Raw genomic sequence first — 17,031 nt, forward strand, 5'->3', positions numbered from 1 at the left:
TGGGGGCTCGGGCCGACCGTACATCGCGGTAAGGTAGCCCTAAGTGGACATCCGTCCGTCAGGGCTGGGCGTGGGTCAGGGAAGAGGGCCGGTGGTGTCGACGGGTGAGGTGCCCCAGAGGTCCGACGCACAGCGGAACCGACAGCGCATCCTGGAAGTGGCGCTGGCCGAGCTGTCGCGTTCGGCCGACGTCCCGCTGAGCGCGATCGCCAAGAAGGCGGGGGTCGGACAGGGCACCTTCTACCGCAACTTCCCCAACCGCGAGGCGCTCGTCCTGGAGGTCCACCGCCAGGAGATCCAGCATCTCGTCGACACCGCCGCCGAGTTGCTGCGGACCCACGAACCCGACGACGCGCTGCGCGCATGGATGGACGGCCTCGCCCGCTACGCCATGGCCAAGGCCGGTCTCGCGGACGCGCTGCGCCAGGCCTCCGCCGCGACGGGCGGCGCGGCGAAGCCCGGCTATCCGCTCCTGGTCGCCGCGATCGAGGGCCTGCTCGACGCCAACCACAGGGCCGGCACCATCCGCCCGGGGGTCACCGCCGACGACTTGATCCTCGCCATCGCCGGTGTCTGGCAGATCGGCCCCGGGGACGACTGGCAGCCCCGCGCCACCCGGCTCTTCGACCTCGTCATGCGCGGCCTGCGCTCGGGGGCGTCCGGCCGCGGGTGACCCCGCCGGGGCAGGGCGCTCAGGAGCGGTCCAGGGTGCGGCGGACGACGTACGGCAGGATGCCGCCGTGGCGGAGATACGCCAGCTCCTGCCCGGAGAAGATCCGCAGCCGCAGGTCCACGGTCTCCACGCGGCCGTCGCCGCGCGTGATGCGCAGGGTGACGGGACTGGTCCCCACGGACAGGCCGTCGATGCCCTCGAAGGTCAGCTCCTCCGCACCGGTGAAGGTGTACGAGGAGGCGCGGTCGCCCTCGGTGAACTCCAGCGGCAGTACGCCCGTCCCGATCAGATTGCTGCGGTGGATGCGCTCGTAGGACTCGGCGACAACGGCCCGCACGCCCAGCAGGGCCTGGGCCTTGGCCGCCCAGTCGCGGCTGGACCCGGCACCGTAGTTGCGGCCGGCGACGACGACCAGGTCGTATCCGGCCTCCCGGTAGGTCGGCGCGGCCCGGTGCACGGGCAGGACCCGTCCGCCGTCCGCCGTGCGGGCGTAGCCGCCGGGTGCCGGCTGTGCGCCCCCGTCGAGCAGCTGGTTGACGACGGCCGGGTTGGTGAAGGCGCCGCGCAGCATGACCTCGTGGTTGCTGCGACGGGTCGCGTACTGGTTCAGGTCGCGGCGCGGGACTCCGCGCTCGGTGAGCCACAGGCCCGCCGCGCTGTCGGCGGGGATACGGCCCGCGGGGGAGATGTGGTCGGTGGTGATGTCGTCGCCGAGGTGCAGCAACACCTTGGCGACCCGCAGCGCGAGACGGTCCGGGGCGCTCGTCGACAGGCCGGTCAGCTGCGGGGGCCGGCGGATGTACGTGGACTCCGGGTCCCAGGGGAAACGGGTGCCGGCGGGGGCGTCCAGCCGGCGCCAGGCCTCGGTGCCCTCGCGCAGCCGCTCGGCGTTGGCGCGGAACATCTCCGGACGGACGTGCGCGGCGATCCGGTCCCGCACCTCCTCGTCGGACGGCCAGAGATCCCGCAGGAAGACGGGACGGCCGTCGGGGCCCGTGCACAGCGGCTCGCTGTCGAAGTCGTGCAGGATCGAACCGGCCAGCGCGTAGGCGACGACCAGGGGCGGGGACGCCAGATACGACAGCGGGGTGCGGGGGTTGACCCGGCCCGCGAAGTTGCGGTTGCCGGAGAGCACGGCGACCGGATCGACCGCGCCCTGCTCGGCGAGGCGCTCCATCACCGGGTGCAGCGGGCCGGAGTTGCCGATACAGGTCATACAGCCGAAGCCGACGATGTGGAAGCCGGTCTTCTCCAGGGCGAGCAGCAGACCGGAGGCGCGCAGATACTCCTCGACCACCCGCGAACCGGGGGAGAGGGAGGTCTTCACCCACGGTTTCGCGGTCAGCCCGGCGGCCACGGCCCGCTCGGCGAGCAGACCCGCCTGGATCAGCAGCGCCGGGTTGGCGGTGTGGGTGCAACTGGTGATGGCGGCGAGGGCGACCGGGCCGTCGGCGAGGGGCTCACCGAAGGCGTCCACGTCAACAGCCGGGTCCCGCACGGTGGTTGAGCCGGCGGCACGGTACGACTCGGGCACGCGGGAGAGCGACAGCCGCTGATGGGGCAGGTTCGGGCCCGCCATGCTCGGCTCGACCGCGCCGAGAGCGAGGTCGATGACCTCGTCGTAGCGCGGTTCGGGGCGGTCGTCGGTGCGCTTCAGCCCCTGGGCGGTGAGGTAGGCGTCGACGAGACGGATGTGCTCCCCGGTCCGGCCGCTGAGTCGCAGATACGCGGCAGTCTCGTCGTCGTACGGGAAGAACACGCAGGTCGCCCCGTACTCCGGGGCCATGTTGGAGACCGCGGCGCGCTCCGCCCAGCCGAGGGTGGTGACGCCGGGGCCGCAGAACTCGACGAACCGGTTCACCACGCCGTGGGCGCGCAGCAGTTCGGTGAGGGTGAGGGCGAGATCGGTGGCGCCGACGCCGGGGCGCAGCCGTCCGGTCAGCCGGACACCGACCACCTCGGGGTACTGGATCGTGACCGGCTCGCCCAGCATCGCGGCCTGGCCTTCGAGACCGCCGACGCCCCAGCCGACGACACCGAGCGCGTTGATCATGGGGGTGTGGCTGTCGGTGGCGACCAGCACGTCCGGGTGCAGCACCGGCGGACCGCCGTCGGCGGGGTCCTCCTGCCAGACGACGCGGGCCAGTGCCTCCATGTTGACCTGGTGGATGATGCCGGTGCCGGGCGGTACGACACGGAAGTTGTCGACGCTGCGCTCGGCCCACTTCACCATCTCGTAGCGTTCGCCGTTGCGGCGGAAGTCGATGAGCAGATTGCGTTCGACGGCGTCGGGGCGGCCGTACTCCTCGACGATGACGGAGTGGTCGACGGTGAGGTCGACGGGGATCGAGGGCTGGAGCCGTCCGGGGTCGCCGCCCAGCTCGGCGACGCTGTCCCGCATGGCCGCGAAGTCGGCGAGGGCGGGCAGACAGGTGGTGTCGTGCAGCATGATCCGGTTCGGATGCACGGGCACCTCGCACGCGCCGCTCCCGGCGCGCACCCGGTCCAGCACGTCCGCCAGCGCCTCGGGGGCCCGGCGGGCGACGTTCTCCAGCAGGACGCGGATCGCGTAGGGCAGGGCGTCCAGATCCGCGGCCGGCAGGAGGCCGGTCAGCGGCAGGTGGCGGTACGGGCGGCCGTCCACGGTGAGTACGGCGGAGACGGTGGGCGCGGCGGTGCGGTCGGCGTTCATGGTCCCCTGCTGCGGTGAGGGCGTGCGGCTACGGCGGCGGTCGGCTTCCGGTAGCCCTCATATTGTCTCAGTGCGCGCATTAGTACAACAGGGTCGAGTGTTCTTCTGGGGTCTTCGGCGGGGCCCGGTCCGCCTCGCTATGCCTCCGGTGCGTCCCCGGTCTTGATCGAGCGCACCTTGTCCAGGTGCTCACGCAGGAACGCCGACGCCTCCGCGAGGTCGCCCCGCTCGACCAGGTCGAGAAGCCGCAGATGCTCCCGTGCCTGCTGGGCGAGGCGGGAGCGGTCGATCTGGTGGCGGTACTCGATCAGCCGGCGGAGCCGGTTCTGCCGGCGTACGGCGTCGAGCAGGAACGGGTTGCCGGAGCAGCCGGTCAGCATCTCGTGGAACGAGGCGTTGACCTGGAACAGCTCGGCGCGCGGCAGCAGCAGGATGTCGCCGTGGAGCAGGTCCTCCTGCTGCCGTCGGTGCCGCGCGAAGGCCGCCGCGTCCACGGTGAAGCCCGGCTCCAGCAGCGCGGCCGGCTCCACGACCATGCGGAACCGGTAACTCTGGGCGTGTGCCTCGACGGTGGCCATGACGTGCTGGAACTCCCAGCCCCGGCCGCCGGGCTTGCGCCGTACCAGGTCCTCGCTCTCCATCCGGGCCAGCACCCGGTCCGCCTGGCGCGCGGTCAGACCGTAGCGGCGGCCGATGTCGGCCGAGGTGAACGATCCGGTGAAGCGCCCGCCGACATAGTCGTCCGCGATCTCGAAGTACGCCGTCCCTTCCGTGTCGTCGCCGTCACCGAGATCCGGCCGGGCGAGGGCGCTCGCGTCCCGGGTGAGGAAGAAGCCGCGGTGAGGGACCCGTTCGAGGATGCCCACCTCGGTGAGGAAGAGCATGGCCTTGCGGACCGGCGTCCGCGAGACCTCCAGGGTGTCCGCCGCCCACTGTTCGGTGATGTGCGCGCCCTCCTTCAGCCCGCTGCGCCGGAACAGGTCCAGCAGACGGGTGGCGAGGGAGGTGGTCAGGTTCGGCCGCGACATCGGTCCCCGTGCTCATCGGATGGGAGTGGATGGAGTGGAAGGAGGGGCAGGCGGCCATCCTAGGAGTTCCGGTGAACCGTCCGTCAGCGGTCGAGCCGCAGGAAGAGCACGCACACCGGCGAACCGGTCCGCACCACCCGTCCCGTGCGGCGCAGTGTGCCGTCCTTCCGGTCGACGTCGAACGGCACGATCGTATGGCTGCGCTCGTTCGCGGCGAAGAGCTGCCGGCCGTCCGGGCTGACGGCGATCTCGCCTCCCCTGCTGTCGCCGGTCTGGTGGGGGCGGTGCTGGACAGGGTCTGCACCGGCGATGCCGGGGCCCGGCCATCTCGCGGGCGGCGGTGAACGGGACCGGGCCCGACGACAACTTCCCCGTCGCGGCGTCCAGCCGCAGGGTGAAGATCCGGTCCAGGCCCTTGTCCGGGCCGGTCTGCTCCGCGCGGTGGGGGCCCGGGGTGCCGGGCGGGTCAGCCGGAGGAGTGGTTGGCCACCACCAGGAAGCGGTTCGACGGGTCCACCGCCAGGTGCGCCGGGTTGCGCCCGCCGGTCTCCTGACCGTGCGCCGCGTACAGGAACCGCCGGGTGCGGTCCATGGCCAGGAACGATGGATTGTATCGGGTGGGATATTGATGCAATGGGGTGCTGCTCGCGGTGCGCTCTCAGGCCGCAGGGTGGAGCAGGCAGTCCTCCGGGCGGACGAGGAGGTTGATCTCGTCTCCTGTGTGGCGGACGGGGCTCTCGGCGTGGAGGTCGAGGCCGCCGACCGCGTCCGCGTCCGCGTGTTCGGCGAGGGTGACCCGCTCCGAGCGCAGACCGGGCCCTGAACGGGTGGAAGGCATGAAAGCTCTTCTCCATGTCTGGCGCGACGGCGCTGGCAGCTGCGACGGCGATGGCTTCAACCGGTCGACCTGTCAACCGCTCTGCCCGCTTCGATGCCCCGTCGACCGTCGCACGACCGTGGTGGGGAGAGCGATGGACGCTACGGTTGCGGGCGTGCGCGACGGTGCCGGCGCGCGGGTGGACCATCGGAACCAACGGAACACGGGAGGCTGCGCCCATGGCCGGACTCGTACGGATCGAGCGCGCGGAGCCACAGGCTCCGGCGGTGGAGGTGGCGCGCCGTCTGCTCGATCACCTGCTGACGTCGGGCCAGCTCAGAGCCGGTGACCGGCTGCCGCCGGAACGGGAGTTGGCGGAGACGTTCGGGGTGGGCCGCTCGGCCGTGCGCGAGGCGCTCAAGTCCCTCTCCCTGCTCGGTCTGCTGGAGATCCGGCAGGGCGACGGCACCTATGTCAGGGGCGCCACCTCGGATCTGCTGCCGCAGGTCCTGGAGTGGGGGCTCATGCTGGGCGACCACACCATGGAGGAACTACTGGAGACACGGGCCTGCGTCGAGGTGGACCTCGCCGAACTGGCCGCCCTGCGCCGGACCGACAACGACGTCACCGCCCTGGAGGCCCACCTCGCCAGGATGACCGCCGTGCACGACGACCCCGAGCGCTATCTCGTCGCCGACCTGGCCTTTCACCGCGCCCTGGCCGAGGCCTCGCACAACGGCGCGCTGGCCGGTCTCCAGGCGAGCCTGGAGACCCTGGTCGCCGTGCAGATCCGGCAGAACATCCGCAAGCCGGGCGAGGGCCGGCTCGATCAGCACGAGGCCGTGCTGAAGGCGGTGCGCGCCAAGGACCCGAAGGCCGCGCGGGCGGCGATGCACGCGCACATGGACTCGGCCACGCGACGGCTGCGGGCCCGGCTGGGACGGGTCTGAGCGGCGGTCCGGGCGTGGATGGCGGGGGTCGGCGGGGTCGGCCGGAGGCCAGCGAGCAACTGGTTAACCGGTTGGTGGCGCGCTGAGAGCGCGTCGGTACACGGCCTCGTCGTCCGCGCCGAAGACACCGGTGCTCACGGAGCAGAAGGCGACGGTGCGGATCGACCCCACCTCGGTGGCCAGGTCCAGGCAGGCCCGGTACGCGCCGGCCAGGGCCTCGGCGTCGCCCGGCGCGGGGCGGCCCCGGATCACGGGACCGACCGTGTGCAGGACATGGGCGGCCGGCAGATGGTGACCCCGGGTGATCTTGGCGGTGCCGGTCGGCTCCGACGTGCCCTGCAGGGTCATGACGGTGTGGCAGTCGTCCCGCAGCCGGGGCCCGGCCGCGCTGTGGAGCGCGTTGTCGACACACGGGTGCAGCGGCTGGAAGCAGCCGAGCAGCGCGCTGTTGGCCGCGTTCACGACGGCGTCCGCCGCGAGCGTGGTGAGGTCGCCCCGCCACAGGGGCATGAGCCCGGCCGACCGGTACGCGGTGCCCGGGAACTCCTCGGCGACCGTGGGCAGTCCGTCGACGGGAACGGACGGCCGCAGCCGGCGCTCCAGGTCCAGGACCGCGTCCACCGCGTCACCCGCCTCGGCCGACAGGGGGCCCGGCAGACGGACGGTCAGCAGGGCGCGCAGCACCCGGCGGGCCGTCGTCGCGTCCGCGTCCCCGAGGTCCCGCAACGTGTCGGCCCGCGGACCGAGCAGGGGTACGGCCGCATCGCCGCTGAGCAGCCGCAACGCCACGTGGACGTACGCGTCCAGCTGTTCGGCGAGGCGTCGGCGGCGGGCGCGGGCCGCTCGACCGGCTCGTCCAGCGCGATCGCGGCACGGTAGGCGGCCGGCGGCAGCGCCGACGGCCCGGCCTAGTGCGCGGCCGGGCCGTCGTACGGGGTGCGGGGCATCGTCACGGGTGGGTCCGGGCGGTGGCGTCGAGGACATCGGCGAGGGAGCGGGCGGGGTGGCCGGTGAGGTCGGGGACGGCACTGCTGACGCCGTCGAGTTCACCGGTCGCGATGGCCGTGTAGGTGGAGACCCAGGCGTCGAGCTGCCAGGGCGGGGCGTTGTACGGGGCGCGCGAGGCGTACGCCTCCTCGATCGTCTCGGCCCGGTAGCGGAACGGGCGCCCGAGCCGGTCGGAGAGGATCGCGGCGGCCTCGTCCAGCGTGAGCGACTCGGGGCCGGTCAGGTCGTAGGTCGCACCGGCGTGGTCGGCGGGCCGGGTCAGGACCGTCACGGCGGCGTCGGCGATGTCGTCCTGGGCGACGAACGCGGCCCGCCCCTGCCCGGCGGGGCCCCGGATGACGCCGTCCTCGCCGGCCAGATGCCGGGAGAAGTCCGCGTACAGGTTGTCCCGCAGGAAGGTGTGGGCGAGGCCGCTCGCCCGGATGTGCTCCTCGGTGTGGAAGTGGTCGCGGGCGAGGGTGAAGGCGGCCTCGGGCGCGGCGCCGAAGAAGGACACGTACACCAGGTGCTCGACCCCCGCCGCCACGGCCGCGTCGACGAACGCCCTGTGCTGGGCCACCCGGTCGACGCTCTCGGAGGCGGAGACCATGAACACGGTCCGCGCGCCGGTGAGGCCGCGCACGACCGCGTCACGGTCGCCGAAGCCGCCCTTGACCGCCGTCGCACCGGGCAGCTCCGGCGCCCGCTCGGGGCTGCGCACCAGCAGCCGCTGTGTCACGCCCCGCTCGGCCAGCCGGCGGGAGACGCGTCCGCCGAGGCGGCCCGTGGCTCCGGTGACGACGATCGGCGGTGTGGTGGGTGTGCCGGGTGGGGTGGGGGAGGTGGGTGTGGTCATGGTGCTCACGTCCTGGTGGGTCGGTGTCCTCGATGGTCCTGCGGTGATCCTGTCGCCGTACCCGGCATACCCGGCACGCGGTGGCGCGTCCTCACGCGGCGAGCGCGTCCAACAGCCGGTTCGCTCCGAACGGTACGGACAGGGCCCGGTCGCCGAGGTCGGCGGGGACCTCCGGGTGGTCGGGGTTCACCCGCACCAGGCGGGCCCCGGGGGTTCTGGACCGTCATCTGTCGGGATCCTTTCAGGGGGCCCTCTCAACCTAGGGCGCGGGGCGGCCGGGGGCAGGGTCGGTTCGCGACCGGTGATGGTCGGAATCCGACACGCTGCCGCCCTGCCGCCCTGCCGCCCTGCCGCCCTGCCGCCCCGGATGCCCGGGGGGCCTCACTCGTTGTGCAGCACCTCCGCGACTGTCAGCCGTGCCGCGCGGCGGGCCGGGACGTAGGCGCCCAGGACGGCGATGACGAGTCCCGCGAGGGCGAGGCCGGCCAGGGCCGGGGCGCTCCAGACGTCCGTCATGTACGACGGCAGGGTGATGTCCACGGCGTCCGCCATGCGCGGGACGACCAGGTGGTGGCCCGCGATCCCGAGCGGGATGCCGAGGAGTGAGCCGAGGGCGCCGAGCACGGCCATCGAGGCCACCGTCATCGCCGTGACCTGGCGCGGGGTCATCCCGATGGACTTGAGCATGCCCAGGTCGCGGCGGCGGTCGCGGGTGTTGAGGACGGCGGTGTTGAAGACGCCGAGGGACGCGACGGCGGCGAGCAGCAGGGTGAGGGCGGTGGCCGACCCGATGATCGTCTGCGTGACGGAGTTGGAGCCGGTCGGCGACGGGCTGAGTCCTGGATCGGCGGCCTCGGCGGCGCGGGCGTAGGCGTTCGGGTCGGCGCCGTCGCTCAGCTTGACGTGGTAGGCGATGGGCTTCTCCGTCGGGGCGACGGACCGCATGGCCGACCAGTCGGCGACGACGACCCGGGCGTTGCTCTCCATGAACTCCCCGACGACGACCAGGTTCGTGTGCCGGTCGCCCTTCTCCACACGGATGCGGTCGCCGACGTCCAGCCCGTTGCGCCGTAGGAAGGCCGACCCGGCCACGACCTCGCCGCCGCCCCGGTACCAGCGGCCCTCGGTGAGCACACTGTTCATCCGGGGCCGGTCGCCCCGGCGGGCTTCGAGCCACAGCTTCTCCGCCGAACCCGCCAGCCGGGCCTCGGTGTCGGCCCTCGCGGTCACCTCGCGCGCGCCCGGCAGCGAGCGCAGCAGGGCGTGCAGTTCGAGGTCGTCTTGGACGGGCTTCGTCTCCTTCCCGTCGTGCCACTTCCCCACATAGACGGTGACTTGATAGGCGTCACGGCCCGCGTTGCCGAACCGGTCCATCGTCGTGGCCAGACCGGTCGCGAACGTCACCGTCGTCACGCCGAGGACCACGGCGGCCAGCGTGAGGGCGCTGCGGCCCGGCCGGGCGAACGGCAGCCCCAGCCCCAGACTCAGCGAGCGGGGCAGCCGGGTGCCCGCCAGCCGGCGCTGCACACCGAGCGCCCGCCCGGCGCGCGGCGCGCTGCCCGCGCTGATCGCCCGCGCGGCGGACAACCGGTGGGCGCGCACGGCGGGCGCGAGCGCCGCCAGCAGACACACGGCGGGCATCCCGAGCAGCGCGAGCGCGTTAACCCAGGGCGCGAGGGCGACACTGTCGTGGAACACCCCCGCGTCCGGCCCCGTGAACACGGATTCCAGCAGGGGCCGCGCCGCCACATTGCCCGCGACGGTCCCGAGTACACAGCCGACCACGGCCGGGACGGAGATCATCACCAGGTAGACGGCCACCACCTGTCGCGGCGTGAACCCGAGCGCCTTGAGGATGCCGATGTGCCGGAAGCCGGAGATCACCGCGCCGCTGACCACATTGGCGACGATGAGCACCGCCACCACGATGCCGAGGACGCCGAAGGCCAGCAGGTACGGCGCGTAGGCCCGCGCCGAACTGCCGATCTGGTCCTTGAGGGTGAGGTACGACCGTGAGCCGGCCAGCGCGCCGGTCGGCAACGCCTGTGTCACCGAAGCGAGTTGGGTGTTGAGCTGGCTCTCCGTCGACGCGTCCGTGAACCGGAGCAGCAGCTGGGTGGTCGTGGGGTTCAGGGCGCCGATCTGCTCGGGCGCGACCCAGGCGTCGGCGGTGCGGCTCAGGTCGAAGGCGAAACCGACGATGGTCAGGGCCGGGCCCGAGGGCACCCGGAGCCTCTTGCCGAGGTCGTCCGCCGTCCAGTCCGACTGCCGGTTGAGGACGACCTCGCCGGGCCCGGTCGCCCAGCGGCCCGCCCACAGGTCCAGCCGGTCCACCGGGCCACCGGGATCGGAGCGGCCCACGACGGTGAGTTCGCTGCCGAGGCCGTAGTTCATCGCCTCCCTCGGCAGCTCCACCGAGGCCTGGGCGAAGGGACCGGCGCTCGCCGCCACCCCGGACTGCCGTGCCACCCGCGTCAGTTGAGCGTCGGAGACCTTCGCGGAGTCGAACGCGGCGATCACATGCGGTCCGCGCTGCGCGCCGAAGGCCTTGTCGAACGGGGACGAGGCCGCGTCGACCAGACCGAGTGCCACCACGATCGCGGTCGTCGAGGTCAGGGTGACCAGGGCGATCACCAGCGTCTGGAGCCTGCGCCGCCGTACCGCCGCGCGCGCGGCCCGCCACACGGCCCTCATACGGACCGCTCCAGGGGAGACCGCTCCAGGGCGGATCGCTCCAGGCTGGTCCGCTCCAGGGTGTGTTCGCCGGTCACCCGGCCGTCGGCGAATTCGACGAGACGGCTCGCGCAGCGCCGGGCCAGCCGCTGGTCGTGGGTGACCAGGATCAGGGTCTGGCCGATCTGGTTGAGGTCGAGCAACAGGTCCATCACCTGCTCCCCGGCCCGGCTGTCCAGCGCACCGGTCGGCTCGTCGGCCAGCAGCAGCGCCGGCCGGTTCATCAACGCCCGTGCCACGGCGACCCGTTGCCGCTCACCGCCGCTGAGCACCGCCGGGTAGGCGTTGCGCCGGTCGGCGATACCGAGTTCGTCGAACAGCTCCAGGGCGCGGCGGCGGGCCTGCCGGGCCGGGGTGCCGGTCAACTGGGCGGCCAGCGCCACGTTGTCGAGCGCCGACAGGTCGTCGATGAGGTTGAAGAACTGGAAGATCATGCCGATGCGGCGTCGCCGGTACAGGGCGAGCCCCTTCTCGTTCAGGTCCCCCACGCTCTCCCCGTGCACCCTGACCGTGCCGCCCGTCGGACGGTCCAGCCCCGCGATCATGTTCAGCAGCGTGGACTTGCCGCACCCCGAGGGCCCCATCACCGCGACCGCCTCCCCGGCCCGGATCTCCAGCGACACCCCGTCCAGCGCCGTCGTCTCCCCGTACTCCTTGCGCACCCCGTCGAGCCGTACGACGGCCTCCGCGCCGCCGTCCCCGTAGTCCGTGTTCTCCTCAGTGACCATGCACCGGACGCTAGGCGAGGAACGCGGCCGGGACATCCCTCCCCGGATGGCACCCGGTCCCGCGCCTCATCCCGGAGATGCAGGGGCCCGCATCCGGGGGTTGATGCGCGGTGCCGGGCGGGTCTGCGAAGGTGAACCCATGTGGGAACGGGGGGTCGAGGGCCTGGTGGCGGCGCTGGGGGTGGTGAGCGCGGTCGCGGTCGGGCTGGCGGTGGCACTGGTGCGTACGCGTCGGCGGTGGCAGCGGGCCGTGGGGGAGCGCGGCTGGCTGCTGGAACGGGAGCGGGAGAGCGCCGCCCGGGCCGCGATCGAGGCCGAACGCGACCGTATCGCACGGGAGTTGCACGACATCGTCAGCCACAACGTCAGCCTCATGGTCGTCCAGGCGGGCGCGGCCCGCGAGGTCCTGGGCACCATGCCCGACGAGGCCGCCGCGGCCCTGCTGGCCGTCGAGGACGCGGGGCGCGGCGCGATGACCGACCTCCGGCATCTGCTGGGCCTGCTCGCGCCCTCCCAGGACGGCGAGGACGCGGAGGACACGAGGGAAACGGGGGACACGGGGCATGCGGGGGACGACATGGGGGAGGGCGGGCGCGCGGTGGTCCCGTCCGGCGCGGGCCGGCGCGGCGAGGACCGGGGGGAGCTGTCGCCCCAGCCCGGTCTCGACCGGCTGGGGCCGCTCGTCGACCGGATCTCGTTCGCCGGGCTGCCCGTCGAGGTGCGGATCTCCGGCGAGCCGCGCCCGTTGCCGCAGGGCGTCGACGTGACGGCGTACCGGATCGTGCAGGAGGCGCTCACCAACGCGCTGCGGCACGGCGACGGCGGCAAGGCCGAGGTCACCGTGCGGTACGCCGAGCACGCGCTGCGCGTGGAGGTGCTGAACACCGGCCCCAGCGTGCTGACCGGCGACGACCTGGCGCCGCCGCGCCCCACCCGGCTCCACCGGGACGGCACCGGGCGCGGGCTGCTGGGCCTGCGCGAGCGGGTCGCCGTGTACGGCGGTGACCTGGACGCCCGCCGCCGACTGGGCGGCGGGTACCGCGTCCGGGCCCGCATCCCCCTGGACCGGCCGTGACGGCGGCAGACCCGGCGACGGACACGCCGTCGGCGCCCCGGGTGCTCGTCGTCGACGACCAGACGCTGATCCGGACCGGGTTCCGGCTGATCCTCACCGCGCGGGGCATCGAGGTGGTGGGGGAGGCGGCCGACGGCGTGGAAGCGGTGGCGATGGCCCGCGAGCTGGAACCGGACGTCGTCCTGATGGACATCCGGATGCCGAACATGGACGGCCTGGAGGCCACCCGCCGCATCCTGGACCGGACCCCGGCCTGCCGGGTGCTGATGCTCACCACCTTCGACCTCGACCGCTACGTCTACGCGGCCCTGTCCATCGGCGCCAGCGGCTTCCTGCTGAAGGACGTCACCCCTCGGCACCTCGCGGCGGCCGTACGGCTGGTCGACACCGGTGACGCCCTGCTGTCCCCCACCATCACCCGGCGGCTGGTGGAACGCTTCGCCACCGAAGCCGCCCACCCGCCCGCCGCGCACGCCGACCTCCGGTCCCTGACACCCCGCGAACTGGAGGTCCTGACCCTCCTCGGCCGTGGCCTGTCCAACGCGGAACTCGCCGCCGAACTCACCCTCAGCGAGGCCACCGTCAAGTCCCATGTGGCCCGCATCTTCGCCAAACTCGACCTGCGCGACCGCGCCCAGGCCGTCGTGATCGCGTACGAGAAGGGGCTGGTCAGAGCGCGGGGCACCGGCGACGACGGGTGAGCGCCGCGCCGGGGCCGGGGCGGTCGCGACCGGGAACGAAGATCGGGTCAGAATCGTTCACCTGTCGCACACCGACCTCAAGGAGCAAGCCCGTGTCCGCCAGACCGACGGACTCCCCGGGGCACAGTCCCCGACCATCCCGCCAGACCTTGGCCGATATCTTGGCCGATCGTTTCGATCGCGGCACGCGACGGGGTGGTGTCCGATGAGTGCCGCGAACGCCGTCCTCGGCCTGCTGGCCGTCCTCGTCCTCACCGCCGGTACCGGCTATTTCGTCGCCCAGGAGTTCGCGTACGTCTCCGTCGACCGGCTCGCCCTCGCACGCGACGCGGAGGCGGGCGACCGCCGGGCCGCGCGCGCCCTGACCGTGCTGGAGCGGCTGTCGTTCATGCTCTCCGGCGCCCAGCTCGGCATCACCGTCACCGGCCTGGTCGTTGGCTTCATCGCCGAACCGTCCGTCTCCGCCCTCCTCGAACCGGCCCTGACCGGCGCAGGCGTCCCGGAGGGCGCGGTCGGCGGGATCTCCGTCGTCCTGGCCTTCACGGCGGCCACCGTCGTCCAGATGGTGCTGGGCGAGCTGGCCCCGAAGAACCTGGCCCTCGCCGTCCCGGAACGGCTGGCGAAGTCGCTGGCCGGCTCCACGCTGGCGTACCTCAAGGTCGTCGGCCCGGTGGTGCACGTCTTCGATGGTGCGGCCAACCGGCTGCTGCGCAAGGTGGGCATCGAGCCCGTCGAGGAACTGCACCACGGCGCCACCCTGGAGGAGCTGGGCCATCTCATCGGCGAGTCCCACGAGCAGGGCGAACTGCCCAGGGACACCGCCGAACTGCTCGACCACGCCCTGGAGTTCTCCGAGCGGACCCTCGACGAGGTGATGGTGCCGCGCGCCGCCGCCGTCTTCGTCCGCGAGGACGCCTCCGGCGCCGAGGCGGTCGAACTGATCGCGCGGCACGGCCACTCCAACTACCCCGTGCTCGGCGACCACCCGGACGACGTCACCGGCGTGCTCGGCGTCCGTGAGCTGATGCGGCTGCCCGCCGGGCCCCTCACCGCCACCACCGCGGGGGCCCTCGCCCGCCGTCCGCTGCTCCTGCCGGACACCCTGCCGCTGCCGGACGCGGTGACGCGGATGCGGGAGCGCGACGACGAGTTCGCCGTCGTCCTCGACGAGCACGGCGGTGTCGCCGGCATCGTCACCTACGAGGACATCGCCGAGGAACTGGTGGGCGACATCGCCGACGAGTCCGACACCGTCACCGAACTCGCCGTCGCCGACGGCACGGGCTGGCTGGTGGACGCCGGGCGTCGCCTCGACGAGGTCGCCGACGCCACCGGTGTCGACCTGCCCGAGGAGGACGACTACGACACCGTCGCCGGGCTGGTGGTGGACCGGCTCGGTCGCTTCCCCGCCATCGGCGACCGGCTCACCGTGGACCTGCCCGACGGCGGGCGCGCGGTCATCGACGTACGCACCCTCGACCGGCACGTCCCCGACCGGGTCCGCCTGGAGCGGCTGCCCGCGCTCGTCGAGCGTGAGACGGAGCGCGAGGCAGAAAACGAAGCAGAGCGTGATGCCGAGCGCGAGGCAAGGCGTGGGGCCGAGCGCGAGGCAGCGCGCGGGGCCGGGCGTGAGGAGGAACAGGCATGAGTTTCCCCATGGCTCTCTTCGTCACCGTCCTGCTCCTGATCGGCAGCGGGTTCTTCGTCGCCGCCGAGTTCGCGCTCGTCGCCGCGAAACGCCACCGCGTCGAACAGGCGGTGGCCTCGGGGCAGCGCGGCGCCAAGGCGGCCCTCGCCGGTATGCGCGAGCTGTCCCTGATGCTGGCAGGTGCCCAACTCGGCATCACCGTCTGCACTTTGGGCCTGGGCTCCGTCTCCAAGCCCGCCATCTCCCACGAACTCGACCCCCTGCTCCACGACCTGGGCCTGCCCAGTGCCCTCAGCTACGGCGTGGCCTTCGTCGTCGCCATGGTCGTGGTCGTGTTCCTGCACATGGTCGTCGGCGAGATGGCACCCAAGTCCTGGGCCATCGCCCACCCCGAGCGTTCCGCGATGCTGCTGGCCCCGTCCTTCCGGGCCGTGGTCAGGGCCGTACGACCGCTGATCGGGCTGCTGAACCGGGTCAGCAACGCGCTGGTACGGCTGTGCAGGGTCACCCCGCGCGACGAACTGGCCTCCGTGCACAACCGTGAGCAGCTCACCCACCTCGTCGAGGAGTCGCGGCGGCTGGGGCTGATCAGCGAGGCCGACTCCGAGCTGATCACCCGCTCGCTCACCGAGCCCGGAACCCCGGTGCGCGACCTCGCGATCCCGGCCGCCGAGATCACCGCGGTCGACGCGGACGCCGACATCGAGGCCGTCCTGCGGGCCGCCGCCGCACACGACCGCACCCGGCTGCTGGTCCGCGCCGACGACACCACCGTCCTCGGCTCCGTCCACGCCCGCGACGCCCTGGTCGCCCGGACGAAGGGGCGCGCCGTCACCGCCCGCGCCCTCGCCCGGCCGGTGCCGAAGCTGCCGGACGACGCGACCGTGGCCGACGCCATCGACACCCTGCGCCGGCACCGCGCCACGCTCGCCGTCGTCCACGACGACATGGGCCGCCTCACGGGTCTGGTCACCCTGGACGACCTGCTGGCGCGCTATCTGCAGCCCCGGGCGGGCTGAGGGCCGAGGGCAGGGCGGCCGGGGCACCTGCCCGGCCGCCGGCCGGCGCACCTCGCGGCGACCGTGCTGTAGAAGTCTCCTGGAGCGTGATCGTTCCACCGGACCCGCCGCCCGATCCCGGGGCGGCGGGACGTCGCGCTGCGCGAAGGAGCAGGTACAGCAGGATGATCGACCCGCACGACCGTACGACCCCCACGGCCCGGCGCCCCCTCCGCCGGGCCCTCGCGGAACGGGCCCGCGCCGTCACGGAGGCCCGCTGGTTCGGCGTCACCGTGTTCGCCCTGATCCTCACCAACGCGGCCCTGCTGGGCGTGGAGACCTACAGCGCGTTGGTGACGGGCTGGGGAGGCTGGTTACGCCTCGCCGAACACCTCTGCCTCGCCGCGTTCACGGTCGAGATACTCCTGCGTGCCTGTGCGCACGCCGACCGCCCCCGCGACTTCCTCCGCGACCCGTGGAACCTGTTCGACCTGGCCGTCGTGGTCTCCGCGTTCCTGCCCGTCGTCCGCGAGAACGGCACGATCCTGCGGCTGCTGCGCCTCGCCCGTGTCCTGCGCACCGCCCGCTTCCTGCCCCAGCTCCGCGTCTTCATGGTCGCCGTGGGCCGCAGCCTCCCCGGCACCTTCAGCTTCCTCCTCGTCGGCGCCCTGCTGCTGTACGTCTACGCCATGGTCGGCTGGGTCTTCTTCGCCGACCACGACCCCGAGCACTTCGGCTCCCTCGGCCGCGCCGTCCTCACCCTCTTCCTGCTGATGACCCTGGACGGCCTCGGCGACGCCGTCCGCGCCGGCCTGGAGATCTCCCGCTGGAGCATCGTCTACTACGCCTCCTACGTCCTCTTCGCCTCCTTCGTCCTCGTCAACGTCCTCATCGGTGTGGTCATCAGCTCGCTGGACGAGGCCCGCGAGATGGAACGGGAGCAGGACGACCACGAGCCGGCCCCGGCCGCCGACGGGGGTGCGGACGGTGGCCTCGTCGCCGAAGAGGAGCTGCGGGTCCGCATCCTGGCCGCCCGCCAGGCACTCGACGCCCTGGAATCGAGCCTTGCGCACGGGTCGGCGCACCGGCATGTCGCGGCCCGCGCGGTTCAGGACTCCCCGGAGGCGCTCAGCCACCGCTGAGGG

The 17,031-nt window shown here is 73.0% G+C and carries 16 protein-coding genes; 7 read left to right on the forward strand and 9 right to left on the reverse strand.

The features are described from left to right. Positions 1-94: 94 nt before the first annotated feature. Positions 95-673 carry a TetR/AcrR family transcriptional regulator gene (locus tag ACZ7MG_RS02560; protein ID WP_471386451.1) on the forward strand — a complete coding sequence of 193 codons (579 nt, stop codon included), beginning with the start codon at positions 95-97 and terminating at the stop codon, positions 671-673. Positions 674-692: 19 nt separating this feature from the next. Here ACZ7MG_RS02560 and acnA read toward each other — a convergent pair whose 3' ends face one another. The 5 genes from acnA to ACZ7MG_RS02585 all read right to left on the reverse strand — a co-directional run bounded on the left by acnA (position 693) and on the right by ACZ7MG_RS02585 (position 5,231). Then, positions 693-3,365 (reverse strand): aconitate hydratase AcnA, encoded by a 2,673-nt coding sequence (acnA, locus tag ACZ7MG_RS02565; protein ID WP_471385706.1) that lies wholly within the window; start codon positions 3,363-3,365, stop codon positions 693-695. A gap of 137 nt (positions 3,366-3,502) precedes the next feature. Continuing rightward, positions 3,503-4,393, reverse strand: coding sequence for a GntR family transcriptional regulator (locus tag ACZ7MG_RS02570; RefSeq protein ID WP_471385704.1), 891 nt, complete (start codon positions 4,391-4,393; stop codon positions 3,503-3,505). 83 nt (positions 4,394-4,476) lie between these two features. Then, entirely contained in the window at positions 4,477-4,863 is a 387-nt protein-coding gene (locus ACZ7MG_RS02575; RefSeq protein WP_471946114.1) for a beta-propeller fold lactonase family protein, read from the reverse strand. Further along, on the reverse strand, positions 4,860-4,985 hold the full coding sequence (locus tag ACZ7MG_RS02580; RefSeq protein WP_471386512.1) for a hypothetical protein: 126 nt from the start codon (positions 4,983-4,985) through the stop codon (positions 4,860-4,862). Before ACZ7MG_RS02580 ends, ACZ7MG_RS02575 begins: the two co-directional genes overlap by 4 nt. 66 nt (positions 4,986-5,051) lie before the next feature. Next, positions 5,052-5,231, reverse strand: coding sequence for a hypothetical protein (locus ACZ7MG_RS02585; protein ID WP_471386509.1), 180 nt, complete (start codon positions 5,229-5,231; stop codon positions 5,052-5,054). Positions 5,232-5,449: 218 nt separating this feature from the next. On the opposite strand from ACZ7MG_RS02585, the gene ACZ7MG_RS02590 reads away from it, so the two are divergent. Then, positions 5,450-6,160 (forward strand): FadR/GntR family transcriptional regulator, encoded by a 711-nt coding sequence (locus ACZ7MG_RS02590; protein ID WP_471385702.1) that lies wholly within the window; start codon positions 5,450-5,452, stop codon positions 6,158-6,160. Between the two features lie 63 nt (positions 6,161-6,223). Here the strand turns inward: ACZ7MG_RS02590 and ACZ7MG_RS02595 are convergent, their stop codons facing one another. The 4 genes from ACZ7MG_RS02595 to ACZ7MG_RS02610 form a co-directional block, all read right to left on the reverse strand. Next, entirely contained in the window at positions 6,224-6,949 is a 726-nt protein-coding gene (locus ACZ7MG_RS02595) for a macro domain-containing protein (RefSeq protein WP_471385700.1), read from the reverse strand. Between the two features lie 160 nt (positions 6,950-7,109). Further along, the gene (locus ACZ7MG_RS02600; protein ID WP_471385698.1) at positions 7,110-8,003 is read right to left on the reverse strand and encodes an SDR family oxidoreductase; all 894 of its coding nucleotides are present in this window, start codon (positions 8,001-8,003) and stop codon (positions 7,110-7,112) included. Positions 8,004-8,384: 381 nt separating this feature from the next. Continuing rightward, on the reverse strand, positions 8,385-10,697 hold the full coding sequence (locus ACZ7MG_RS02605; protein ID WP_471385697.1) for an ABC transporter permease: 2,313 nt from the start codon (positions 10,695-10,697) through the stop codon (positions 8,385-8,387). Beyond that, positions 10,694-11,464, reverse strand: coding sequence for an ABC transporter ATP-binding protein (locus tag ACZ7MG_RS02610; protein WP_471385695.1), 771 nt, complete (start codon positions 11,462-11,464; stop codon positions 10,694-10,696). Before ACZ7MG_RS02610 ends, ACZ7MG_RS02605 begins: the two co-directional genes overlap by 4 nt. A 139-nt stretch (positions 11,465-11,603) precedes the next feature. Between ACZ7MG_RS02610 and ACZ7MG_RS02615 the strand changes: the two genes are divergently transcribed. The 5 genes from ACZ7MG_RS02615 (at position 11,604) to ACZ7MG_RS02635 (ending at position 17,028) form a co-directional block, all read left to right on the forward strand. Then, positions 11,604-12,539 carry a sensor histidine kinase gene (locus tag ACZ7MG_RS02615; RefSeq protein ID WP_471385693.1) on the forward strand — a complete coding sequence of 312 codons (936 nt, stop codon included), beginning with the start codon at positions 11,604-11,606 and terminating at the stop codon, positions 12,537-12,539. After that, entirely contained in the window at positions 12,536-13,240 is a 705-nt protein-coding gene (locus ACZ7MG_RS02620; protein ID WP_471385692.1) for a response regulator, read from the forward strand. The genes ACZ7MG_RS02615 and ACZ7MG_RS02620 overlap by 4 nt, the downstream gene beginning before the upstream one ends. Positions 13,241-13,445: 205 nt before the next feature. Further along, positions 13,446-14,888, forward strand: coding sequence for a hemolysin family protein (locus tag ACZ7MG_RS02625; RefSeq protein WP_471385690.1), 1,443 nt, complete (start codon positions 13,446-13,448; stop codon positions 14,886-14,888). Next, a complete protein-coding gene (locus ACZ7MG_RS02630) occupies positions 14,885-15,907 on the forward strand; it encodes a hemolysin family protein (RefSeq protein WP_471385688.1) in 1,023 nt (340 codons plus the stop codon). The genes ACZ7MG_RS02625 and ACZ7MG_RS02630 overlap by 4 nt, the downstream gene beginning before the upstream one ends. Positions 15,908-16,071: 164 nt before the next feature. Further along, on the forward strand, positions 16,072-17,028 hold the full coding sequence (locus tag ACZ7MG_RS02635; RefSeq protein ID WP_471385686.1) for an ion transporter: 957 nt from the start codon (positions 16,072-16,074) through the stop codon (positions 17,026-17,028). Positions 17,029-17,031 lie beyond the last annotated feature (3 nt).

It is taken from the genome of Streptomyces sp. NPDC107538, from assembly GCF_055657445.1.